Origin of the sequence: Lactococcus sp. SK2-659 (assembly GCF_020218185.2) — a bacterium.
Classification (GTDB): Bacteria; Bacillota; Bacilli; order Lactobacillales; family Streptococcaceae; genus Lactococcus; species Lactococcus lactis.
This window is the reverse complement of the sequence record NZ_JAIWQZ020000002.1, coordinates 509,852-533,739: the sequence shown is the minus strand read 5'-3', so window position 1 is coordinate 533,739 and position 23,888 is coordinate 509,852. Positions and strand designations below refer to the sequence as shown.

At 36.5% G+C, this 23,888-nt stretch carries 19 protein-coding genes and 1 tRNA gene; 1 reads left to right on the top strand and 19 read right to left on the bottom strand.

From position 1 onward, the window contains the following. Positions 1-7: 7 nt before the first annotated feature. Positions 8-1,573, bottom strand: coding sequence for a PTS transporter subunit EIIC (locus tag LDP15_RS09750; RefSeq protein ID WP_017864142.1), 1,566 nt, complete (start codon positions 1,571-1,573; stop codon positions 8-10). Positions 1,574-1,709: 136 nt separating this feature from the next. Further along, positions 1,710-2,195 (bottom strand): PTS glucose transporter subunit IIA, encoded by a 486-nt coding sequence (locus tag LDP15_RS09745; protein ID WP_015425865.1) that lies wholly within the window; start codon positions 2,193-2,195, stop codon positions 1,710-1,712. A 110-nt stretch (positions 2,196-2,305) separates the two neighbouring features. Between LDP15_RS09745 and treR the strand changes: the two genes are divergently transcribed. Beyond that, a complete protein-coding gene (treR, locus tag LDP15_RS09740; protein WP_015425864.1) occupies positions 2,306-3,022 on the top strand; it encodes a trehalose operon repressor in 717 nt (238 codons plus the stop codon). Positions 3,023-3,096: 74 nt separating this feature from the next. Here treR and glmM read toward each other — a convergent pair whose 3' ends face one another. The 17 genes from glmM to LDP15_RS09655 all read right to left on the bottom strand — a co-directional run bounded on the left by glmM (position 3,097) and on the right by LDP15_RS09655 (position 23,748). Further along, positions 3,097-4,455 carry a phosphoglucosamine mutase gene (gene glmM / locus LDP15_RS09735; RefSeq protein WP_003131539.1) on the bottom strand — a complete coding sequence of 453 codons (1,359 nt, stop codon included), beginning with the start codon at positions 4,453-4,455 and terminating at the stop codon, positions 3,097-3,099. Between the two features lie 45 nt (positions 4,456-4,500). Continuing rightward, entirely contained in the window at positions 4,501-5,460 is a 960-nt protein-coding gene (locus LDP15_RS09730) for a YbbR-like domain-containing protein (protein ID WP_015425863.1), read from the bottom strand. After that, positions 5,450-6,328, bottom strand: a complete 879-nt coding sequence (gene cdaA, locus LDP15_RS09725) for a diadenylate cyclase CdaA (RefSeq protein ID WP_003131542.1) — start codon at positions 6,326-6,328, stop codon at positions 5,450-5,452. The genes LDP15_RS09730 and cdaA overlap by 11 nt, the downstream gene beginning before the upstream one ends. A gap of 209 nt (positions 6,329-6,537) precedes the next feature. Beyond that, entirely contained in the window at positions 6,538-10,209 is a 3,672-nt protein-coding gene (gene nifJ / locus LDP15_RS09720; protein WP_225513539.1) for a pyruvate:ferredoxin (flavodoxin) oxidoreductase, read from the bottom strand. Between the two features lie 307 nt (positions 10,210-10,516). After that, positions 10,517-11,653: an ABC transporter ATP-binding protein gene (locus tag LDP15_RS09715; RefSeq protein WP_003131545.1), complete on the bottom strand. Its 1,137-nt coding sequence runs from the start codon at positions 11,651-11,653 to the stop codon at positions 10,517-10,519. Positions 11,654-11,869: 216 nt separating this feature from the next. After that, on the bottom strand, positions 11,870-12,898 hold the full coding sequence (locus LDP15_RS09710) for a diacylglycerol kinase family lipid kinase (RefSeq protein WP_012897243.1): 1,029 nt from the start codon (positions 12,896-12,898) through the stop codon (positions 11,870-11,872). Positions 12,899-13,051: 153 nt separating this feature from the next. Beyond that, positions 13,052-15,016, bottom strand: coding sequence for an NAD-dependent DNA ligase LigA (gene ligA / locus LDP15_RS09705; RefSeq protein WP_015425861.1), 1,965 nt, complete (start codon positions 15,014-15,016; stop codon positions 13,052-13,054). Positions 15,017-15,149: 133 nt separating this feature from the next. Then, a tRNA-Cys gene (locus LDP15_RS09700) sits at positions 15,150-15,220 on the bottom strand. Between the two features lie 158 nt (positions 15,221-15,378). Next, positions 15,379-15,660 carry a hypothetical protein gene (locus LDP15_RS09695; RefSeq protein WP_015425860.1) on the bottom strand — a complete coding sequence of 94 codons (282 nt, stop codon included), beginning with the start codon at positions 15,658-15,660 and terminating at the stop codon, positions 15,379-15,381. Positions 15,661-15,944: 284 nt separating this feature from the next. Continuing rightward, positions 15,945-17,381, bottom strand: a complete 1,437-nt coding sequence (locus LDP15_RS09690) for a 6-phospho-beta-glucosidase (RefSeq protein ID WP_015425859.1) — start codon at positions 17,379-17,381, stop codon at positions 15,945-15,947. Positions 17,382-17,462: 81 nt separating this feature from the next. Then, positions 17,463-18,800: a PTS sugar transporter subunit IIC gene (locus LDP15_RS09685; RefSeq protein ID WP_225513393.1), complete on the bottom strand. Its 1,338-nt coding sequence runs from the start codon at positions 18,798-18,800 to the stop codon at positions 17,463-17,465. Positions 18,801-19,092: 292 nt separating this feature from the next. Continuing rightward, positions 19,093-19,824, bottom strand: coding sequence for a MurR/RpiR family transcriptional regulator (locus LDP15_RS09680; protein WP_012897241.1), 732 nt, complete (start codon positions 19,822-19,824; stop codon positions 19,093-19,095). 90 nt (positions 19,825-19,914) lie between these two features. Next, positions 19,915-20,265 carry a PTS lactose/cellobiose transporter subunit IIA gene (locus LDP15_RS09675; protein ID WP_003131552.1) on the bottom strand — a complete coding sequence of 117 codons (351 nt, stop codon included), beginning with the start codon at positions 20,263-20,265 and terminating at the stop codon, positions 19,915-19,917. Positions 20,266-20,349: 84 nt separating this feature from the next. Further along, positions 20,350-20,676 carry a PTS sugar transporter subunit IIB gene (locus tag LDP15_RS09670; protein ID WP_003131553.1) on the bottom strand — a complete coding sequence of 109 codons (327 nt, stop codon included), beginning with the start codon at positions 20,674-20,676 and terminating at the stop codon, positions 20,350-20,352. 241 nt (positions 20,677-20,917) lie between these two features. Beyond that, positions 20,918-21,664, bottom strand: coding sequence for a MurR/RpiR family transcriptional regulator (locus LDP15_RS09665; protein WP_010905323.1), 747 nt, complete (start codon positions 21,662-21,664; stop codon positions 20,918-20,920). 155 nt (positions 21,665-21,819) lie between these two features. Next, complete coding sequence (locus LDP15_RS09660) at positions 21,820-22,404, bottom strand: YdcF family protein (protein ID WP_015425858.1); 585 nt, start codon at positions 22,402-22,404, stop codon at positions 21,820-21,822. Positions 22,405-22,407: 3 nt separating this feature from the next. Further along, positions 22,408-23,748 carry a DEAD/DEAH box helicase gene (locus LDP15_RS09655; RefSeq protein WP_003131558.1) on the bottom strand — a complete coding sequence of 447 codons (1,341 nt, stop codon included), beginning with the start codon at positions 23,746-23,748 and terminating at the stop codon, positions 22,408-22,410. Positions 23,749-23,888 lie beyond the last annotated feature (140 nt).

Sequence of the window (23,888 nt, the reverse complement as noted above, 5' to 3'; positions counted from 1 at the left end):
TTATTAATTATTTAACTGCATCTTTAAATGCATTTTTTTGTTCAACGCCTTCTCCCATTACATCTGTATCTTTATAACCAAAGAACCAAACCAATAGGAAAGTTGCAACCGCACATACCGCAGTCGCGATCCAGAAAAGCATCAAGTTACCCGCAGGAGCGTGATGTGTCAAAGGATTAGAAATAAAGTTAGGGAAACCAATCAAAGAACCTGAGAACCCAAACATTTGTAATCCGCCAAATCCAGCAACACCTGCACCAATCGCGGCACCAATTGAAGACATGATAAAGACACGCACATATTTCAAATTAATCCCATACATTGCCGGTTCAGTTACCCCACAAAAGGCTGAAATTGCTGCTGGAGCAGAAAGTCCTTTAAGGTCTGCTTTTTTAGATTTAAAGAAGACAGTCAAGGCACCAACCCCTTGAGCGAGCATTGTGAAAGAAACAATCATATTGAGTGAACTTGCTCCAGTAGCCGCCAATTCTTGTGAAATAAGTGGAACAACCAACCAGTGCAATCCAAAGATAACCAAACATTGATACAAACCACCAACGATAATACTTGCAATTCCTAAATTCAATGACAAGATATGATCAATCACAAATGACAATCCAGAAGAAATTGTAGAAATAACTGGACCTACCAAAAGTAAAACAATTGATGCGGTAATAAAGAAAGTAATCATTGGTTGGAAAATTGGACGCAAGGCAAGTGGTAAAACTTTTTTCAACCAAGCATTCAGTGGTTTAGCAATTGCCACGGCTACAATGATTGGGAAAATTGTATAAGCATAGCTTGGCAAAGCAACTGGAATTCCAAAATAACTTGTATTAAAAGTTACTCCAAGGAAATTTGCAACAGGAGCAGCTGCTTCAACAACAACATTTTTACCTGCCGCATTCGTTCCAACATGCGCATTTACCAAGTTAGTAATCCCTGGATTAATCATAAATCCGCCGACTGCAGCACCAATAAATTGTAAAACAGTATCTTTAGGTGCCAATTGTTTTGCCGCTGAAAAGCCAACCAAAACAGGTAAGAAGTAAAAGGGCGTCATTGCCAGTGTTGAAATAATGACATAAGTTGAACTTGCAGGATCAATCACTTCGATTAAGCGATTTCCCTTAACAAAGATACTAAGTAAACCATTAATCATCCCACCAGCTGCAAGTAAACCAATAATAGGAATCATTGACCCAGTAATTGTTCCAATGACCACTTGGAAAGCATGAACAATCGGATTTTGTTTTTTACCATTAGCTGGTGCTGTTGCAGCGACTGCTTGTGCCGTTGCGTCATCATCAACTACCGAATCACCAAGTTGTTCAACAACTTCATCATAAACATCCTCAACGGCTTGTCCAATAACCACTTGATATTGATTCAAGTTTGAATTATAAACGGCGCCTGCCACACCAGGTAAGGCTTCAATTGCCGCTGTATCGGCTTTATCCTTGTCCTTTAAAGTGAAACGAAGACGAGTAATACAATGAATAACTTTTGTGACATTTTCAGCGCCACCTACATTTGCGATAATATCAGTCGCAAGTTGTGAATAATTTGCCATAAGTTCTCCTTTAGCTTCATTATCTATGAAGCATTTCATAATATAAAATAATAATTGACGAGTTTAATAGTCACAAAATCTATATCCAAAGTTCCCGTCATCTTTGCGCTATAAATTTATTGGTTGATATTTTTACTTACTTAACACTTGCCTGACCTAATTCATCACGTGCATTGGCTGAACCATATTTAACTTCAAAGCCAGATAGGACATCTTTAGTATTTGTAAAAATAACCATTGTTGTCTTATCCAAACCAGCAGCTTCAATTTGCCCCCAATCAACAGTTCCCAGCTCATCACCACCATTAACAATATCATCCACTTTAACTTTAATTTTAAATGGTGCCCCTTTAAGAGCTACTGTATCAATACCTAGATGTAAAAGAATATCTAAGCCATCAGCACGTTTAAAGCCAATTGCATGTCCCTGAACCAAAGTTACTTTTGCAGAAACTGGAGCAAAAATTTTATTTTCTTTGGGCTCAACTGCAAAACCATCCCCCATTATTTTCTTTGAAAATACCGGATCGTTTACTTTTGAAAGTTCAATAACTTCTCCAGAAACTGGATTATATAGCCCTTTATCGTCTTTTAATTCTTTCTTTTTTCCTATTCCAAACATAAGAATCTCCTATCTTTTGAAGTTGTACGTACAAGTTAACAAAATCATTGTATCATATAAAAACGTTTTCAGCAAGCGGTAACAATTATTTTTGTGATAAAATATAAAGTATGAAGAAATATGAAGTGATTTTGCAAGATTTAGAAAAAAAGATTTTTAACGATATCTATAAAACGAACGATATTCTTCCGAGTGAAAATGAGCTCTCTGTTAGTTACGAGAGCAGTCGTTCAACAGTCAGACAGGCTTTAAAAATTTTAGAAGAGAAAGGGCTTATTCAAAGACGACATGGCTATGGTAGCATTGTCCTCGCTCATGATAGGCTCCTTTTCCCTATCTCTGGCTTAACTTCATACAAAGAACTACAAACCTCTATGGGTTTCCATAGTGAAACTGAGGTCATTCGTTTTGAAAGACTTGAAATTAACCCTAAACTGTCAGAAACAACTGGTTTTGCCGTTGGGGAACACGCCATAAGTATTCTCAGAAGGCGCAAAGTAGATGGCAAATTTTCAATTTTAGATTGGGATTTATTTTTAGAAAAATATTCCGAAGGTTTAACTCCAGAACATGCTAAAATTTCAACCTATGACTACTTAGAAGATATTCTAGGGCTTGACATTGCCTATGCTCAAAAGGAAGTCACGATTGATTTTGCCTGCGAAGATGACTTTAAATATCTTGACTTAAATCCCAAAGACCATCATGTCGTGTCTGTCAAATCCCATGTTTATCTTGCTGATAATACTCTTTTTCAGTATACTGAATCTCGACATCAAGTCGACCGCTTTCGTTTCACAGAATTCGCTAGACGACAAAAAAGATAAAAAACTCTCCCAATAAGGAGAGTTTTTACTTGATAATAAAAAGCAAGAACAAAATCAGTTCTTGCCTTTTTTCTTTATTTTACACCAATTTCTGCTTCAACAACTTCAACAATGGTATCTACAACATGATTGACCTCTTCATGAGTTGGCGCTTCAGCCATGACACGCAAGAGTGGTTCAGTTCCTGAAGGGCGAACTAAAATACGACCTTTCCCATTCATTGAAGTTTCCATTTCTGAAATTACTTTTTGAATCGCTGGCACATCCATTGCTGATTTTTTAGCTGCATTATCTTTTACCCGAACATTAACTAATTTTTGTGGATAAATCGTAACTTCACTTGCTAATTCAGATAAAGATTTGCCAGTTTCACGCATTACTTTCAACAATTGAATGGCTGAAAGTTGACCATCTCCTGTTGTGTTGTAATCAAGGAAAATCATATGACCCGATTGTTCACCACCGAAGTTGTAATTATTTTTCTTCATTTCTTCAACAACATAACGGTCACCAACCGCTGTAATCACTGAATTAATTCCTGCTTCTTCAAGCGCTAAATGGAATCCAAGATTAGACATCACAGTTGTTACTAGCGTATCTTGAGCCAATTTTCCTTGTCCAAGAAGATATTTCCCAACGATAAACATAATTTTATCGCCATCAACAATTTCTCCATTTTCATCAACGGCAATCAGGCGGTCAGCATCACCGTCAAAGGCAAGTCCGAGATCACTTCCTGTTTCGACAACTTTTTTAGCCATCGCTTCAGGATGAGTTGAGCCTACTTTCACATTGATATTGAGTCCATCAGGATTTTCACCAATAACTGTCAAATTCGCTTCTAAATCAGCAAAAACGGCACGAGCAGAAGTATAAGCTGCACCATTAGCTGTATCAAGAACAACCTTATAGCCTTCAAAATTACCTTCTGCTGTTGTTTTTAAGAAAGCTTGATATTTACGAACACCTTCGATATAGTCATGCAGCATTCCTAAGCCTTGAGCAGATGGACGTGGCAATGTGTCTTCTTCAGCGTCAATCAATGCTTCAATTTCAAGTTCTTTTTCATCCTCTAATTTATAACCATCACCACCAAAGAATTTAATTCCATTATCAAGTGCTGGATTATGGCTGGCTGAAATCATGACCCCAGCAGAGGCACCATCTTTTTTAACTAAATATGCTACACCTGGTGTTGCAATGACTCCTAAATCATAAACTTCAATCCCAACAGACAAAAGTCCTGAAATCAAACTGCTCGCAAGCATTTGTCCAGAAATTCGTGTATCGCGACCAACATAAACTTTTGGTGTACCTAATTCATGTTGACTAAGGACATAGCCACCAAAACGTCCAAGTTTAAAAGCCATCTCCGGCGTTAATTCAACATTTGCTTCTCCGCGAACACCGTCTGTTCCGAAATATTTACCCATTTTTTCTTGTCTCCATTTTTATTATTTTTATTTGACTCTGAAAATTTATCCACTTATTTTTACAGGTGTTAATGTTACTTCAACTTCTTGTGGATCAGCACTTACTCCTGTTGCACGTATAGGAACAGTTACTTTTGTTTCTTTTACAACTCCAGAGATATCCACTGATGCTTCAACCTCGTTGATTGCTTCTAAAGCACTTTTTTCTCCTGAAAGAGTAACTGTTTTATCAGATACTTTTGTCTTAATAGATGATAAAGTCTTATCAAGCGTTCCTTTTTGTGTCACTTTAACCGGCACATCTTTAGTTAATTTATTTACTACAACTTTTAAATGAGTCGTTGAAGGTTCAATTTGTGCTGGAAGAATTTTACCTGTGCTGTCTACGGCATGAAGAGTGACTGTGCCTGAATAATTTTCATTTAAATTAACATCATTTGGTAAAGCAGCTTCAATTGCTTGAATTTTTTTGATGCTCTCTTCCCCGGCAGTCACTTTTACCTTTTCATCACTCACTGAAAGTGAATCAATTGTAAAACCTTCTGGCAATTGAGTTGAATCAGCTTTTGGTGTTACTTCAAACTCTTTCTTCACTTTGTCTTCTAAAGTGATATTCATTGTTTTAGGTTCAATCGTTGCCGTTACTCCGCCAGGCAGTTGTTCAATCCGAATTGGTACATCAAATTTTCCTGTTTTTAATTTGGTCAAATCAACACTTAAAAAGAAATTTCTTGTGTCCGAATTTTCTTCATTAGTGATAGACAAGCGATTATATCCAGAAAGATGAACCGTCGCAGTGCTGTTATAACCACTAACGAAATATTTATTAGAATTATATTTTAATTCTACTGGAACGTTATTAATTGTGGCTGTGTAAACTTCTCCAGACTGATTAGTTCCCTGATTACGGATGGATGTTGCATTAGCATTAAAGAAAAGGACAACCGCAAAGAAAACAGAGGCAAGGATATAAAATGTTTTGGAATTAAAAAATTTATTTGCCATTTTTCTTTCCTCCTGCTTTATTTTTTCTATTCTTTCCTGTTCCTTTTTCATTTTTTTCAACTTTAGGAACTAAAATGGCCACTAGAATATCATGGAATTTTTCTTTGGAAATATCCGCGAAAAATTCTCCATTGTGAGCAATTGAAATTCCACCAGTTTCTTCGGAAACCACTAAAATTAAAGCATCTGAGACTTCAGAAAGTCCAATTGCGGCACGATGTCTAGTCCCAAATTGTTTTGAAATCCCCGATTTTTCGGTCAAAGGAAGATAGGCAGAAGTTACAGCGATTTTGTTGCCCTGAACAATGACCGCGCCATCGTGCAAAGGTGTATTTGGAATGAAAATATTAATAAGTAATTCACTAGTAATATCCGCATCTAAACGAATCCCTGTACTTACAAATTCATTTAAATTTTGCCCTTGCTCAATCGCAATCAAAGCGCCAATTTTTCGCTCAGACATGTAAGCAAAAGATTTCTCGTAAGCTGAAATATGCCCATCAGGGCTACTTTTTCTCGTTGGTGTAAATAATGTGGTTGTTCTTCCTAAGCTTTCAAGCGCTCGCCTAATTTCAGGCTGAAAAATGATAACTCCGGCGATAACCCCATAGGTAATAACTTGGTTGAGTAACCACTCAACTGTTGTAAGTCCAATAAGTCCGGCAATAATTCTGATAAAAATGAAAATAATCACACCACGAACAAGCGTCATTAATTTTGTTCCTTGTACAAACCTAATCGCTTGATAAAGGAAAAAACTGATAATTGCAATGTCTAATATTGCAATAGCAATTCGCAGAGGTGATTCATTCAATTCAAAAATCTTTTGCCAAAACTCAAGGTTAAAAAATTGATTGAAGTCGGTCAAAAGTCCCCCTCCTTTTATATTGTTAGTCTAATTATACCAAAATTTTAAGTGAACTGCTTTATTCCTAAATAAAAATTTATCATCTTGTTCTTATTCCCTTAATCTATCTGTAATTTTTACATTAGCAAAACTGTAATTTTTAGCTGACGAGAATAAAAAAAGTTACTGACAAAAATTCTGTCAGTAACTTTTCATTAGTAATGAATATATTATTTTTTAGCCTCACGTTCTGCTTTACGAGCAGCTCGTCTTGCTTCACGCTCAGGATCAACTGGACGTTTCTTACGTTCTTTTGGCAAAGTAGCTACAATAGCCCCCTCTGATTCAGGATTCTTTTTCGCCAGTGCTTTTACTTCACGTTCTAAATACTTATCTAAATCTCCTGATGTTCTAGCATAACGCATAAATCGTTTACGAGAATCTTTGGCAGCTTTAGCATACAAACTTTCTGCATGCTCAGCATCCACTTTTAATAGGTTACCAAAACGAGATTGTGTCAATAAGAAATCTCTAACTTTACTAAAATCAGGTTTTTTGAAATCAAGAATCATCGGATTTTTACCCAAATCTTCAAGAAGAGGATTATAGCGATAAAGTTGCCAGTAACCAGAATTCACGGCTTCTTTTGCTTCATCAAGTGCTAAATGTATTCCTCCATATAAACCATGTGAAATACATGGAGTATAAGCAATAATGACTGATGGCCCTTTAAATTTTTCAGCTTCATCAAAGGCGCGGATTGTTTGCATCATGTTTGCTCCAGAAGCAATCTGAGCCACATAAACATCTCCGTAGGTCATTAGCATCGCTCCTAAATCTTTTTTCGTATTAGATTTACCACCAGCAGCAAATTGTGCAATTGCTGAAGCTGGAGTTGCTTTAGAAACTTGTCCCCCAGTATTGGCATAGACTTCATTGTCCATAACTAAGATATTAACATCAGCACCTGAAGCTACAATATGGTCTAAACCGCCAAAACCAATATCATAGGCCCAACCATCTCCACCAAATATCCATTGGGTTGGTTTTACAAATTGATCTTTTTGTTTATATATTTCATCCAACTTAGCTGAGTTGAAGTGTTCAGAAGCAAGCATTCCCTTCATTTTTTCGGCTCTTGCTCGTGTTCCTTCTGAATCTTCTAAGTGTTCTACCCAGTCTTTCGCCAATTTTTGCAAATCATCTGACATTTCTGGCAAGGCTTCAAGGACTTGGGCTGCTAATTTTTGACGTCTGGTTTGAGAAGCTAACCACATTCCATATCCGTATTCCGCATTATCCTCAAAGAGTGAGTTTGACCATGCAGGGCCTTGTTCAAACTCATTTGTTGTATATGGTGTTGCTTGTGTTCCACCATAAATGGCTGAACAGCCAGTTGCATTGGAAATCATCATTCGGTCACCAAACATTTGTGTCAATAATTTAATATATGGTGTTTCACCACAGCCTGAGCATGCTCCTGAAAATTCAAAAAGTGGTTTTTCAAATTGACTAGCGGCAATTGTACCTGGACGAGCTGGATTTTCTTTTGTTTTAAGGGTTTGCGCAAAAGCCCAATTGACAGATTCTTTTTCTTGTCCCTCATAAGGAATCATTTTTAAAGCTTCACCCTTTTTAGGACAGGCTTCAACACATAATCCACAACCTGTACAGTCTTCAACAGAGACCTGAATCCGATATTTTAAGCCATCAGCTCCTTTATAATCCATAACATGGAAACCTTCTGGCGCTTGATTCCATTCGTCTTCGTCGACTAAAAATGGTCTGATGGCAGCATGAGGACAAACAAATGAACATTCATTACATTGAATACAAGCTTGGGCATTCCATTCAGGAATTTCTAAGGCAATTCCCCTTTTTTCAGAAGCACTTGTTCCCAATGGTTCATCTCCAAAAGTCATTTTGTTATCGACTAAGGTTTGTACCGAAAGTTCATCACCTTCAAAGGCATTGGTTTTATTTACAATTTCAAAAACATATTTTTTACGAGAACTTTCTGTCGTAAGAACTTTCGTTTTTTCCTCTTGAGTTTCAGCCCAGCTTTCTGGAATCTTTACTTCATGCAAGCCGTTCAAAGCAAGTGCCATTGCATTCAAATTTTGTTCAACAATGGTTGGTAATTTCTTTGCATATTTTTGAGCATCTTTTTTCAGAATCTCATAGGCTTCATCAAAAGGCATAACATGAGCCAATTTGAAAAAGGCGACCTGCATAATCGTATTAATTCTGCGTTCCATTCCGGTTTCATGAGCAATTTTCATGGCATCAATCGTATAAAATCGAATTTGATTTTCGGCAATGAATTTCTTCATTTCATTCGGAAGATTTTTTGAAAGTTGTTCTAGATTCCAACTTGTGTTTAATAGAAATAGGCCTCCAGCTTTCAAGCCTTTGGTCAAGTTATATTTACGTACATAAGTCATATTGTGACAAGCAACAAAATCAAGTGTAGCTGTCATATATTCAGAAGTAATTGGCGAATCACCAAAACGTAAATGTGAAATGGTTAATCCACCTGATTTTTTTGAATCATATTCAAAAGCGGCTTGAACATATTTATCAGTATGGTCACCAATAATTTTGATTGCTGCTTTATTGGCGCCAACTGTTCCATCTGAACCAAAGCCCCAGAATTTCGCTTGAAATGTATCTGCTGGTGTTAAATCAAGGACTCTTGAATTTGTCAGAGACAAGTTTGTAACATCATCATTAATTCCGATTGTAAACATACGTTTTGGTTGTGCTTTGACTAATTCATCAAAAACACTGACGATGTGTTCTGGACGAGTATCTTTTCCACCAATTCCATAGCGGCCACCAATCACTTGTTTAACATTAGAATTGAAAAGCGCTGATTGAACGTCAAGGAAAAGAGGTTCTCCATTTGAACCAGATTCTTTTGTACGGTCTAAGACCGCTACTGATTTGACTGTCTTTGGTAATTTTTCAAGAAAGTTTTCCAATGGAAATGGACGATATAAGTGAACATTGATAAAACCAACTTTTCGGCCTTGTCCATTTAAATAATCAACTGTTTGCTCAATTGTCCCAGCAACAGAACCCATAGAAACAATGACTTCTGTCGCATCAGGTGCGCCATAATAATTGACTAAATCATAATCTGTCCCACGAAGTTTATTGATTTTTCCCATGTACTTTTGAACGATTTCAGGAAGAGCTTCATAGTAAGAATTGACTGTTTCCCTTTGTTGAAAATAGATATCTGCATTTTGATTTGTCCCTGAAACTGTAGGATGATCAGGGTTCATTGCACGGTCACGAAAATCAGCTAATTTTTCTTGATTAACCATTGGTAATAAATCTTGATAATCAATAACATCAATTTTTTGAATTTCATGAGAAGTTCTAAAACCGTCAAAGAAATTCAAGAAAGGAACTGAACCTTCAAGTGTTGCTAAGTGGGCAACTGCTGACAGGTCCATCACTTCTTGAACAGATGACTCTGCTAACATGGCAAACCCAGTTGTTCTGGCTGACATCACATCAGACTGGTCTCCAAAAATATTAAGCGCCCCAGCCGCTACGGCACGAGCTGCGACATGAATAACTGCTGGCAAAAGTTCGCCAGCCATTTTATACATATTTGGAAGCATTAAAAGGAGCCCTTGCGAAGCGGTATAAGTTGTCGCAAGCCCTCCTGCTTTAAGAACACCGTGCATGGCACCTGCTGCACCGGCTTCTGATTGTAGTTCTGTAATTTTTACTGTTGAGCCCCAGATATTTTTACGACCAGCAACTGACCACGCATCAGTATAATCTGCCATTGGTGAACTTGGGGTAATTGGATAAATTACGGCAATTTCTGAAAAGGCGTAAGCAATATGTGCTGCCGCCATGTTTCCGTCCATTGTTTTTTTCATTTTTTTCAAACCTTCTCAGGAGAGCATTTATTCGACATTTTTACGGCATAAAGAGCGGTGTCGGTGTTCTTTATGTGATTTAGTACTAAATCGAAAAAGACGAGAGCTTTCCTAATAATATTATTTTGACTAAGTTAATTTTAGCATTTTAAGCCTGAAAAGTTGAAGCTGCTTAGTGTCAATTATCTTTGACATTATCGTTGAAAAGCCTCTATTTACAAGACCTATCAGTAATTTTTTCACTTACAAACTAAAAAAGATTCTATCAATTAATGACAGAATCTTTAGAGATAAGAGGGCGTAAATTTTAATCAATGATGCGATGTTCAGTTTGAGCATCAAAGAAATGTGATTTGTTTAGGTTCAAAGCCACTGTAATTTTTTCTCCTGGATTGCGGAAATCACGCGCTTCAACACGAGAAACAAATTCAGTTGAACCAGCTCTAAGATAAAGCATAGTTTCTGCTCCAAGAAGTTCAGAAACGACAACTTCAGCTTCAATTGTTTGATTTGGATAGGCTTGTTGTGCCAAATTGCTTGCTTGAATGTCTTCTGGACGAATTCCAAGAATCACTTCTTTTCCTTCATACCCTTGTTCTTTAAGCAATTTTGCTTTTCCTTCTGGAAGGTCCATATTCAAACCTTCATTATTTGTTAATTTTCCAGAAGCAACTTTGACATTAAAGAAGTTCATCGCAGGACTACCGATAAAACCGGCAACAAATTTATTAGCAGGTTCATTATAAAGCTCTTGTGGTGTTCCGATTTGTTCAACACGACCAACTGTCCCTGTTTTATCAGAGTTTGGTGATGATGACATAATAACAATACGGTCAGCAAGAGTCATCGCTTCAGTTTGGTCATGGGTTACATAGATTGTTGTCGCTCCAATTCGACGGTGAATTTTTGCAATTTCTGTACGCATTGAAACACGAAGTTTAGCATCCAAGTTTGACAAAGGTTCATCCATGAGGAAAACCTTGGCGTCACGAACAATCGCACGTCCCATTGCTACCCGTTGACGTTGCCCACCTGATAAGTCAGCAGGTTTACGGTCAAGTAAATCAGAAAGACCAAGAATTGTTCCAGCTTCTTCAACACGACGTTTAATTTCATCTTTTTTGAACTTACGAAGTTTCAAACCAAAGGCCATGTTATCAAAAACGGTCATATGTGGATAAAGCGCATAGTTTTGGAAAACCATGGCAATATCACGATCTTTTGGTGCGACATCATTCATGATTTTACCGTCAATTTTAAATTCGCCTTCGGTAATATCTTCAAGACCAGCGACCATTCGCAATGTTGTTGATTTACCACAACCTGAAGGACCAACGAATACAATGAATTCTTTATCTTTGATATCAATGTTGAAATCTTCAACTGCGTATTGCGTCGCATTGGGATATTTTTTGTAGATTTTGTCTAAACTGAGTGTTGTCATTTTTTCTCCTCTAATAACATTTGTTCTTTAATATTATTCTACTGTAAACGTTTTCTATTTTCAATCAGTGATTTGCCTAAATTAATTGTACAAGTTGCACATTTTACTGACAGAATTATTAATGTAGCTGACAATTCTCTTAGCCTCAACTAAAATGCTCCGAGCCGTCGTATTTTACTGACAGAAAAAGTTACTGACAGATCTGTCAGTAACTTTTTAATCTTCTTCATCTTCGTCTTTAATTTTATTGGCTTCTTCGGCAAATTTTTGCGCAACTGCTTCTAATGCCAAGGTTTCTTCGTCTCCAAGGTAATGGTCATCGTTGATTTCATCAAGGTTTACATACATATCCAAATGACCTTTGAGATTATCAAATTGAACTGGAGCATCTCCACCATATTCTCCATCTAAATTAAGAAGAATTTTTTGACCGCCTAAGGCTTCAATTTCTATTTTACTTGTTTTAATGTATTCCAAATTAACATCATCCAAATGTTTTCCATTAGCTACAATCGCAAGTAAAGCAATGAGTTCAAATAGATTATCTGTTTTCACCAAAATCAGTGTGAAGAGTCCATCATCTAATTTAGCATCAGGTGCAATCTTTTCAAAGCCACCAACTGAATTAGTAAGAGCGGCAAAGAACATTGAAATATCACCCTCAAATACGCCTTCATCATGAACAACACGAACCGGTGCTTTACGCACACGAGGTAAAAGTTCTGCACCCTTTGCTAAATAGGCCAAATAACCAAAAGCCGTTTTTAAATGACTGGGAACACTGTAAGTGAGTTCTGTCAAACCGCCCCCAGCAGCGATATTAATAAAATACTGTTCATCTTGTGTTTCTCTGATTACAGCATGACCGACATCAATATTTAGAATCTGATTTTTACCAATAATTTCAATCGCTTCAAGTGGTTTTCCTCTTGGAATTTTTAAAGCCCTAGCGAAGTCGTTTGTCGTTCCCGTTGGAACAATAGCTAATTGAGGACGTTTCTCAAAAGGAGAAATTCCAGCTACAACTTCATTAATAGTACCATCACCACCCGCCGCAATGATTAAATCAAAGCCAGCTTCTGTTGCTCTTGCCGCCTCTTTTTTTGCGGAATCTTGTTCTGCTGTGGTTTGATAAGCACTGGCCTCATAACCATATTGCTCTAATTTATCCAAAATATCTGCAATATGTTTTTTTATAATTTCTTGACCCGATGTCGGATTGTAAATCAATCTCGCCTTCATCATTTTCTCCGAAACCTTCTCTCATCCATTCTTAAAAAATAATTTACTGACAAACTCCCAAAAGAGTGACCCCACCAATTGAACCAAGGTTCAAATTTCTGTCAGTAAGTTTACGCTCTCACTAAAGTCTGTCAGTAATATTCAATACAAATTAGTTTATAAATCAAGCAAATCTTGCTCTGACCAGATTTCAATTCCTAAGTCTTGAGCTTTTGTCAGTTTGCTACCTGCTTCTTCTCCGGCGACTACCAAATCCGTTTTCTTAGAAACAGAACCAGAAACATTTGCTCCCAACGCTTCCAATTTTTCTTTTGCTTCTGAGCGCTTCAAAGTCGTCAATTTACCTGTTAAGACAACTGTCTTACCCGATAATATTCCTTCAACATTAACAGCACCTAAATAATCAAAATTTAAACCAGCATTTTCAAGTTCATCCAGTAAAATTTTTGCTCCGTCAGTTTCAAAATAAGAAACGACAGCCGTAGCAATGACCCCACCTAAAGACGGAATTTCAGAAATTTCTTCTTCTGTTGCTTTAGAAAGCGCTCGAAGATTAGCAAAACGTTCCAAAAGTAATTTAGCCGCTTTACCACCAACATGACGAATTCCTAAACCAAATAATAATTTTTCCGCCGAATTTTCACGACTCTGCGCAATTGCTGACACAATTTTTTGAGCCAAAGTTTCTTTGACCTTATCTAATGTCAGTAAATCTTCAATCGTCAATTGATATAAATCAGCAACATCAGCCACCAATTTTTTATCAAAAAGTTGTGAAATGACTGACGGACCTAAGCCCACAATATTCATAGCATCACGACTAGCAAAATGAATTAGTTTTTCCCGAATTTGCGCCGGACACAAGGGGTTAACACAGCGTAAAGCCACTTCATCTTCAAAATGAATTAACTCCGAACCACACTCTGGACATTTCGTTGGAATTTCTAAGACTTCAAGACCTTCTGGCCGTTTATCCAAAAGTACTTTCCCAACCTTCGGAATAATATCCCCCGCCTTATAAATCAAGACATGATCGCCAATACGGATATCCTTTTCTTCAATATAGTCCACATTGTGCAAAGTTGCTCGAGCAACCGTTGTCTGTGCTAAAAGAACCGGGGTCATATTTGCTGTTGGGGTGACAACTCCTGTCCGACCGACAGTCCAGTCAACAGACAAAATTTCTGTTTCTGCTTGTTCAGCTGGAAATTTGTAAGCAATCGCCCAGCGCGGTGCCTTAACCGTAAAACCTAATTCCTCCTGCTCAGCAAGATTATTAACTTTTACAACAACCCCGTCAATGTCATAGGGCAATTCGTCACGCAGACGGGTAGCCTCTTCAATAAATTCCCAAATTTCATCCATATTTCGAGCAAATTTACGTTCAGGATTGACTTGGAAACCAAGTTCTTCAAAATATTCTAAGACTTCTTCTTGAGTGTCATTGGTTGCTGGACTTGCTTCTTGATAAAGGAAAGTTGCAAGACCACGTTTGGCAACTATTTTTGTATCAAGTTGACGTAAAGTTCCAGCTGCCGCATTTCTTGGATTAGCAAAAGGAGCCGCTCCTTCAAGTTCACGCTCTTTGTTCAGTTTAGCAAAATTCTTACGTGGAAGATAAGCTTCACCACGTACCACAATATCAATTGCTTCTTTAAGCTTTAAAGGAACATCTTTGATTCGTTTCACATTTTCTGTGATATTTTCACCCGTTGTTCCATCGCCCCGAGTCGCTGCAGTCATAAGCAAACCATTTTCATAATAAAGAGACAATGAAAGACCATCAATTTTTAATTCACAAATATACTCTGGATTAGCAATTTCCTTGCGAACTCGTTCTTCCCAAACTGCTAATTCTTCACGCGAAAAAACATCCCCTAAACTATAGAGATTATAAGGGTGTCTAAATTTAACAAATCCGTCTAAAATAACCCCACCTGTTCGGTGCGTTGGAGAATCCGCTCTAGTAAGTTGTGGATTTTCAGCCTCCAATTTTACCAATTCTTGATAGAGTCGATCGTACTCACTGTCTTCTACCGAAGGCTCATCTAAAGTATAATATTCATAAGCATACTGATTTAATTTTTCCGTAAGCTCTTTAATTTTTGACTCGATATTCATAGCTCCTATTTTAACACAAAAGACCAGTCAGTATGATTACCGAAGCACATCAAAAAGGCAAATTTCTATTAAAAAAATGGTGTAATTTAAAACAAAAAAACTTGCTTTTCCAAGCAAGTATCTTTTTTTATTAAGGCGACGGTCGGATTTGAACCGACGATTAAGCTTTTGCAGAGCCATGTGTTACCACTTCACTACGCCGCCACAACATTAACTATTATAGCGGAAAAATAAATTTATGGCAAGCATGAGCTCACTCTACTTACGGTTAAATCATTTAAATCAAGACTGATAGGCTTTAATAATCATTTACTGATAACAAATCAATAAATGACAACTTGAGCCAAGCAATCTCATACCCTTTAATTTTCAATTTTATAATTTGCTTCAGTATCGATAAAGACCAAATCCCGCTGAACATTTTCTCTGCTGACAACATGAAATCTTCTTCCGTCTTTTTGAATCAAAAAATCGCCAACTAAAGCCAAATCTCCCGAAATTGACTCAAAATTTAAAACGTTTTTATTCCATTCATTCCAAGAAAGGCGTTCTTGTTCAAAAGCGTGCCTAACCCATGTTTCACGAATTGGTCGATGCGAAATTTTCCAGACTTCTACAAGCTGTCCCCGATATTTTGCTTGCATAACCCCCCTTCTGTTACACATGAACTACTCAGTAAAGATATTTTAGCAAAATGAACAAATTTGTCAAAAGTTAGTTAGAAATTTATACCTTGTTCTTTTCATATTGGAAACGTTTTTTACAATAAAATATCTTATAATCTGATATTTTTACTATATAAGGCTACTAAGCTCGTGAAAAAATTAATAAAATACATTACTGTACCCTTTATACTACTTTTTTCGCTTTTGAAGTGTTTTCTTTACATTCCAATAAAAATAAAAAGACACTTTCGTGTCTTTTATTTTTAAAGTTCTTCACCATTTGTTGCGATAACTTTTTGATACCAAGTAAAGGAGTCTTTTTTCGAACGTTCTAATGTCCCATTTCCTTCGTTATCCTTATCTACATATATGACGCCATAGCGTTTTTTCATCTCACCTGTCCCAGCAGAAACAAGGTCAATAAAGCCCCACGGAGTATAACCCATTAAGTCAACTCCATCATAGTCTACAGCATCTTTCATTGCTTCTATATGAGCTTTTAAATAATCTACTCGATAAGGGTCGTGAATACTTCCATCAGCTTCAACTTCATCTACAGCTCCAAAACCATTTTCAACAATGAAGAGTGGTTTTTCATAACGTTCATAGAACCAATTCATTGCATAACGTAATCCTAAAGGATCAATTTGCCAGCCCCATTCAGAAGCTTTCACATATTCATTTTTGACTAAATCCTTATCTTCATTGTAATCAAAAGTAGGAGCTTTACCATGGTCTTTAATTGCAAAACTCATGTAGTAAGAAAAACCAATATAATCTACTTTTCCTTCTTCCAATGCTTTCAAATCATCATCAAGAATATCAAGTTTAAATTCCTTACGGTCAAAATAAGCTTTTAAATAGCTTGGGTAATGTCCGCGAACATGAACATCTGCAAACCAATAGCGACGTTGCATAGCAACGGTTGAAGCCATCATATCTTCTGGTTTACAAGTTGCAGGATAAATCGGACACATGGCAATCATACATCCAATTTGGAAATCTGGATTGATTTTATGTCCCAGAGCGACAACTTTGGCAGAAGCAACCAACTCATAATGAGCCGCTTGATACATCATTTCTTCACGTTCTTTTTCGCTTGCTCCTTCTGGGAATTTTAAACCAGAGTTAGTAAATGGTGCAAAATCACGCAAATAGTTTGCTTGGTTGTTGATTTCATTGAAAGTCATCCAATATTTAACTTTATCTTTATAACGATTCATTACGACTTCTGAAAAATGGACAAAGAAATCAATGAGTTTACGATTACGAAAGCCTCCATATTCTGTCACTAAGTGATAAGGAAGTTCAAAGTGAGAAAGAGTAATTACAGGTTCAATCCCATGTTTTAAACACTCATCAAATAAATCATCATAGAATTGCAATCCTTCTTCATTAGGTTCTGCTTCATCTCCATTTGGAAAAATACGAGTCCATGCAATGGAAGTTCTAAAACAATTTAATCCCAATTCATCAAAGAGTGCAATATCTTCTTTGTAGCGATGATAAAAATCAATAGCTTCATGGTTCGGATAATTTTCTCCCTCAATTACCCCATCTGTGATTTTTCTCTCTACTCCATTGCTCCCTGCTGTCATGACATCAGCAACAGAAACTCCCTTTCCGCCGGCATTCCATCCTCCTTCAAGTTGATGTGCAGCAACTGCTCCTCCCCAGAGGAAGTCTTTTTTTAAAGTCATAATTTCTCCTTTTAAATTTTTAGAATTAACATTTTTAATAAGATAAGCTCAAGAATTCTTGAGCTCATCTAAAATTTGCTATTATTCAGCAGCATTAATTTCAGCTTCTGTTTCAGCTTCTTCTTTAAGAAGAATATTGTCATAAGCTTTGGCAAATGGCCAGTAGAGAAGTGATGTCAATGCAAGAATAATAACTTGCCAAACCATACCTTGCCAGCCACCTACAAGGTATCCTGAAAGGACTGCAGGTGTTGTCCATGGAACATAAGCTCCGTTAAATGGTGGAATGATTCCTAGATAAATCACTAAGTAAGTCAAGATTCCTGAAATCAATGGTGCTAAGATAAATGGAATTGCAAGAATAGGATTTAAGACAATAGGAAGACCAAAGAGAATTGGTTCATTAATATTGAACACTGCAGGTCCAATTTCCATACGTCCTAAAGTTTTACCTTGAACTGATTTTGCACTCACTAAGAGGAAGATAACCAAACCAATGGTCAAACCAGAACCAGTAACTGTCAAGTATTGGTCCATGAATGATTGTGTAACGATGTGGGCTCCGTTTGAAAGACTGAGATGTCCTGCTTTATAGAGGGCAGCATTGTCAGCAGAGTTGGCTTGAAGCAATGGTCCCATAATCCCACCGATGATTGTCGCTCCGTGAACACCGAACCACCAGATAAATACTGGCATAAAGGCAATAACGAAGACGCCGACAGGACCATCAGTTACCTGTTGTAATGGAGTTTGAATCCATTTATAAACTAATTCAATGAAAGTTGTGTTGAATCCGATTGTTGTAATTCCGTGAACAACACCAGCTAAGGCAATGATTGCTCCTGCAGGAACAAGTGAAGTGAATGATGCCGCAACGTTTTCTGGAACTTGTTCTGGCATTTTAATTGTGATGTTACGACGCATAAAGCCAGTGTAAATCCAACCGACTAAGAGTCCGACGATGATTGAAAGAACCATCCCTTTCCCACCTAACCAAGCTCGGTCAATTACTCCTCCTACTTGATAAGCAGTTGAAACTTTAGTTGGGTCAGTAACAGATGTTACTTGATGAATTGTGTCTGGTTGCAACAAGATGTGAACGATAATACCAGTTAAACCAGCAGGAACTCCTTCATAACCTGCATCGCGAACCCACGCGTAAGCAATACCGAATACGGCAAGCAAGGCCATAATACCAAATGAAGCATTATTAATTTGTAAAAAGAGTGGGCCCAATTTGATTTTGTTCATGAAGTCTTGGCCTGCTTGGAATGGCAATTGACCAAGAATCAAGAATACTGAACCAATAATGATAAATGGAATAGGATAAATCATACCATTTTTGATTGCCGTGACTGCACGGGTATTCAAAAATTTCATCATTGGAGGCATGATTTTGTTTTGAATAAAATTGTTCATGGTTGAACAGTCTCCTTTACTTTTTTTTGATGAACTGGTTTCACGTTCATCTTTTTTACATTTTCATTATAACACTAAAGAGCAAAAGAAAGAAAGCGGTTTCTTGTTTTTCCAAAACTTTGGTTCTGTACCACTCGTGAAGACTAATGTGCCAAAATTGTCATATAAGTTTCCTTTAAGGTTGCGAAAATTAGCCTTGCAAATTATATTTGTTATCTCAATTTAATTTTTTTTATTTTATCTATCAAATGATTAGGAACGGTCGAGTAGATAAAAAAGCCAATTTGGCTTTTTAATTTGATAATTGATAAACCAAATCTGTTAAACGCTCGGTCAAATAAACTGTTGGTAATTGACTCGTCAAATCATAATGCGTATTGATTCGGTGTTCATTAATTCGATAAGTAAGGACAAAATCGCTCAGTTCAGCAATACTTGAATTCAATTTTGGTGTGATACATGAAATATAGACATCTTTATTAGAGCGCAGACTGGTCAGTACTTCAATGATTTCATTCGTTTCCCCAGAGATGGATAAAGCAATTACTAAAGTGTTGGTGGTATTTTGTAATTTTGAAGCAATTGGATAAGTCACATCACTAAATGAAAAGGTATTAATTCCAACTCCCGCTAATCTTCTGGCCGCATAATCACAAATTAAACCGCTGGAACCTACTCCTGTAAAAATGATATTGTCACTTTCAATGACTCGATGTGCCAGATTATCCAAACGTTGTTCAATATCGTTAGAGAAAATATCTAGTGAAAAGGGAATTGCCGTATTTGAGCTTCCTTTTTCCAATTCTTTTTTATCAATAATGTACTCTTTAAAATCTGTATATGAATCATAACCCATTTTATGAATGAGGCGCATGACGCTAGAAGTTCCAACATGTGCTTCCAGAGCAATATCACGGACTCGCATATAAGGAATTTTATCAACATTATCTCGTAAATAACTATAACAAGTTCTTTCCGTGTAGGTTAATTTTTGAAAGTCAACATTTCCAAAAAAACTCATCATTCTCTCCTTTCTTCTTTAAACTTTTTGGTTAGAAAAAAGTTGCGTCTCCGCAACTTTTAATCTTGCTTTTCTAATAAGCTAGGAGCTATATTATTTGTTTTCAAGTGCTTGCAGGCGTTGTTCTTGACCGACAACTTCTACAGCAAGGTCTTTAAAGGTAATCGCATTCATTAAGTGGTCTTGAGCATGAACCATGTAAAGATTCCAACCAATTTTTTCGCCTTGAGCTAAACGTGTCAAAAGGTCAGTCTGAACGTCATGTGCTTCACGAAGTTGTTCACTCGCTTCGTTTAATGAACTTTCAGCTTCGGCAAATTCACCAGCTTTGGCTTGTTGAATGGCTTGGAAGGCTAAACCTTTGGCATTTCCTCCACTCATGATAATGCCCATTACAACACCCATGTAGTCATCACTTGTTGGATTCTCGTATTTATCAGTCATTTCTTATCTTCCCATTTCTCTTTGCTTAGATTTTTACATAGTAAAAGAGCTTTCGCTCTTTCACAAGTTTGAAATTTTCAAACCTTAATTCATCAAGTTTTCAGCTGCTGCAAGAACTTTATCTCCGCGCATCATTCCATAATCTTGCATTTTGATAACGTCCATTGGCACACCAGCGATTTCAGCTTTTTTAGCAACTTCACCTTTCATGAAGGCAACTTGTGGGCCTAAAAGAAGAACGTCAGGTTTTGGTGAGCCTGTTCCGGCAAGCATGTTATCAATGTCCGCTGTTGATTTTGCGAAAATTTCGTAATCTTTCCCGTTATCTGCTGCTGCTTTTTGCATTTTTGATACCAAAAGTGATGTTGACATACCGGCTGCACATGCAAGTGCAATAACTTTATCTGCCATAATTATTTCTCCTTATTCTTAACGTTTTATAATTTAACGTTCTTTATAAAAATAATTATAACGTTTTCATTTTCATAATGCAAGCGTTATCTATTTTTTGAAAGTGCTTTATATAATTTGCTAATTAGTTTATTTTTCGCTTTACAGCAAGCTTTAACCGACTTTTGTGTCATAAAATAAAAAAGCTACTATCAAATAGTAGCTTTTTGAAATATTTGTTTCTCTTTTTGGAACAAATTTATTATTTTTTAAGATGATAATCAATTGATTTATGAGCTAAAATTTCTAAAATAGCTAGTACTGGGAGTTGCGTGGTCAAATTCCCTAAAGGATACTGTTTGGACCATTCGTTAACAAGATTGTACGAGAGTTGGTAATCAGCAAGTTTAGCAACGGTGCAATCTTCATTATTTGTAATCGAAATAATTTTTGCTCCGCCCGCTTTAAACTCCAATTCTTTATTAACAACTTGTTCTGTTTCACCTGACACAGACATGATTACTGCCACAACATTTCCCATTCCCTGAACTTGAACAGCTTGAAACGGGTCAGAGATAACGAAGCTTCGTAATCCAGTATTTACAAAATATTTAGTGGCATACTCACTTAAGGAACCAGATGTTCCTAAGCCTAAAAACACGGTATAATCAGCTTTAGCAATCATTTGTGCAGCATTATTGAGTTTTGCCTGATAATTATCTGTATTCATTCGACGTAAAAACATGTTGAATTCAAGCATATTATCATAATGTTGCTCTTCTGGTGTTTTTTCTTTGAGTTGATTTTTGAGGTAAAATTTTAAATCAGACCAACCTTCAAAACCAAGTTTTGTACATAGTCGGACAATTGTCGAAGTTGAAACATGGGCTTGACTTGCTAAATCACGAATCGTCATTTGTTGGACTTCTTCAGGTGATTTAATGATAAAATCAAAAACTAGCGTTTCAAGCTCGTTAAGTTTACTGATTTGTTCGGGTAGAAACATCATTTTTTACTCTCCGTATTTGGAAATATTTAGCTCCGCCACAAATTCTTTAAAAAATTTACTGACAGAATCATTGTTTGAAAGGATTTGCCAAATTTTAGCAAAGCTGTCAGTAAAAATTACTGACAGCTTTTATCCTTATTATAATTGAAATTTTCTTAGCCTTTTCCAAAAACGAAAGCATAGATTAAGCCAAGAATTTCATGACCATAATAATTAGGATAATAAAGAAGATTATTGACTTTTGTCTTTGTAGCAAAGCCTTCTACTTTTACACCTTCTTGTTTTGCTAGATACAAGGCTCGGTAAAGATGAAAATCGCTAGTGACAATCACCGTTTTTCCATCAAAATATTTTTTGGAATAAGCGATATTTTCCGCGGTATCACCCGCCTTATCTTCACTAATAATTCTGTCAGCACTAATGTGATGAGTTATCAGATAATTTTTCATACTAAAAGCTTCACTAACAGGCTCGTCAGCTCCTTTTGCTCCAGACACAATAATTTTGGTTTGCGGATTATTCTTAGCAAGCAAAAGTGCTGCATCTAGCCGCTCTTGAGTAATCTTGGCTGGTTTTTTATTTTGATTTATTCGTGAGCCAAGGACTAAAATTGTTTTAATGTCTGTGGAGTTTTCAGCAGTTCTGTCAGTAGATTTGCTGAGAATCAAAGCAAGACAAATTACTGAAATCAAAAGAATTAGACCGACAAAAGCGCCTATAATCTTAAAAAATTTTTTCATTAATTAGAAACTTTGTTTACGAGAATCACGTGTTTTACGGGCATTTTTATTACGCTCAGCACGGCGTTTTTTCTTGTTATCTTCTTCAATTTGCCATTTAATTGCACGTTTGTAACCTGGTTTAACGTGTTTTTTACCTTTTTTTAGGGCACCAATGGTTTTTGTTGAAATTTCATCTTGTTTTTTCGTCCGTTTTTCACGACGATCACGGTCATAAGAATCAACAATTTCACCATCTTTAATAGCTTTTGGTTGGAATGTAACACCCATTTTTTCAATCTCACGAATACTTGAATCATCAGAAGGACTATAGAGTGTAATGGCTGTTCCTTGTAATCCATTACGGCCAGAACGACCCACTCGGTGAACAAAGAAAGTTAAATCTTTTGGAATTTCATCATTGATAATGTGTGATACACCTTCAATATCAATTCCACGCGCAGCAATATCGGTTGCCACAACATATTGATAATCTAAATTTTTAATTGAATTCATGATACGTTTACGTTCACGTGGTGGTACATCACCATGAATTTTTGCAACTTTAAGTCCGTTACTTGTCAAGAAATGATGAATGTCATCAACACGACCTTTGGTATTGGCAAAAATCATTGCCATGTAAGGATTCGTTGCTTTTGTCAATTGGAGCAAAAGTTGGTTATGAGAACTTCCTTTGGTAGAAACAAGCCAATTTTCAATCGTATCTGAAATTACTGTCTTATTGGCGATTTTTTGCATGACAGGATTATGCAAATATTTTTTCAAAAATGGTTGAAGTTTTTGAGGAATAGTTGCTGAGAAAACGAGCATTTGCACGCGTTTACCAAAACTTGAAGCAATTTGGTCAACATCTGCCAAAAATCCCATGTCAAGTGTCATATCCGCTTCATCGACAACAAAAGTATTAGCAGTATGCACAATTAAAGCATTAGATTTGATTAAGTCATGGATTCGACCTGGTGTTCCAATTACGACATGTGGTTGTGATGATTCCAATTTTTTGATTTGACGGGCCTTATCAGTCCCACCGACAAAGTTTGAAACACGAAGCTTGTCATTAACTTTTGTAAATTCTTGAGCTGCTTTGTAAATTTGAGTAGCTAATTCACGTGAAGGAGCCGTAATGACTGCTTGCACTTCATCAAGATCAGTATCAATTTTTTGGAAAATTGGGAGTAAAAAAGTGTGTGTTTTTCCTGAACCAGTTTTTGATTCCCCTACCAAGTCACGGCCTGAGAGAACAATTGGAATCAATTTTTCTTGTACTTCAGTTGGTTTTTCAAATTTGATATTCTCTAACGTTTGGTTAATATAATCTTTAAAATTAAAGTCTGTAAATTTCATTTTTTTCTTTCATTTGTTGAGGATTATTCGTTTCATTTAAAAAATGACGAATCTCTGTTTTTGCTGATTTATCCATGGAAGGGACTTTTTTCTATTATATCAGAAAAAAAACATTTAAGGAACCTGTCTTTGCCCCTGTG

What these genes read in the sequence shown, in the direction of transcription:
- LDP15_RS09750 (WP_017864142.1), bottom strand. Translation starts at nt 1,573, where the DNA reads ATGGCAAATTATTCACAACTTGCGACTGATATTATCGCAAATGTAGGT.
- LDP15_RS09745 (WP_015425865.1), bottom strand. Translation starts at nt 2,195, where the DNA reads ATGTTTGGAATAGGAAAAAAGAAAGAATTAAAAGACGATAAAGGGCTA.
- treR (WP_015425864.1), top strand. Translation starts at nt 2,306, where the DNA reads ATGAAGAAATATGAAGTGATTTTGCAAGATTTAGAAAAAAAGATTTTT.
- glmM (WP_003131539.1), bottom strand. Translation starts at nt 4,455, where the DNA reads ATGGGTAAATATTTCGGAACAGACGGTGTTCGCGGAGAAGCAAATGTT.
- LDP15_RS09730 (WP_015425863.1), bottom strand. Translation starts at nt 5,460, where the DNA reads ATGGCAAATAAATTTTTTAATTCCAAAACATTTTATATCCTTGCCTCT.
- nifJ (WP_225513539.1), bottom strand. Translation starts at nt 10,209, where the DNA reads ATGAAAAAAACAATGGACGGAAACATGGCGGCAGCACATATTGCTTAC.
- LDP15_RS09715 (WP_003131545.1), bottom strand. Translation starts at nt 11,653, where the DNA reads ATGACAACACTCAGTTTAGACAAAATCTACAAAAAATATCCCAATGCG.
- LDP15_RS09710 (WP_012897243.1), bottom strand. Translation starts at nt 12,898, where the DNA reads ATGATGAAGGCGAGATTGATTTACAATCCGACATCGGGTCAAGAAATT.
- ligA (WP_015425861.1), bottom strand. Translation starts at nt 15,016, where the DNA reads ATGAATATCGAGTCAAAAATTAAAGAGCTTACGGAAAAATTAAATCAG.
- LDP15_RS09695 (WP_015425860.1), bottom strand. Translation starts at nt 15,660, where the DNA reads ATGCAAGCAAAATATCGGGGACAGCTTGTAGAAGTCTGGAAAATTTCG.
- LDP15_RS09690 (WP_015425859.1), bottom strand. Translation starts at nt 17,381, where the DNA reads ATGACTTTAAAAAAAGACTTCCTCTGGGGAGGAGCAGTTGCTGCACAT.
- LDP15_RS09685 (WP_225513393.1), bottom strand. Translation starts at nt 18,800, where the DNA reads ATGAACAATTTTATTCAAAACAAAATCATGCCTCCAATGATGAAATTT.
- LDP15_RS09680 (WP_012897241.1), bottom strand. Translation starts at nt 19,824, where the DNA reads ATGATGAGTTTTTTTGGAAATGTTGACTTTCAAAAATTAACCTACACG.
- LDP15_RS09675 (WP_003131552.1), bottom strand. Translation starts at nt 20,265, where the DNA reads ATGACTGATAAATACGAGAATCCAACAAGTGATGACTACATGGGTGTT.
- LDP15_RS09670 (WP_003131553.1), bottom strand. Translation starts at nt 20,676, where the DNA reads ATGGCAGATAAAGTTATTGCACTTGCATGTGCAGCCGGTATGTCAACA.
- LDP15_RS09665 (WP_010905323.1), bottom strand. Translation starts at nt 21,664, where the DNA reads ATGATGTTTCTACCCGAACAAATCAGTAAACTTAACGAGCTTGAAACG.
- LDP15_RS09660 (WP_015425858.1), bottom strand. Translation starts at nt 22,404, where the DNA reads ATGAAAAAATTTTTTAAGATTATAGGCGCTTTTGTCGGTCTAATTCTT.
- LDP15_RS09655 (WP_003131558.1), bottom strand. Translation starts at nt 23,748, where the DNA reads ATGAAATTTACAGACTTTAATTTTAAAGATTATATTAACCAAACGTTA.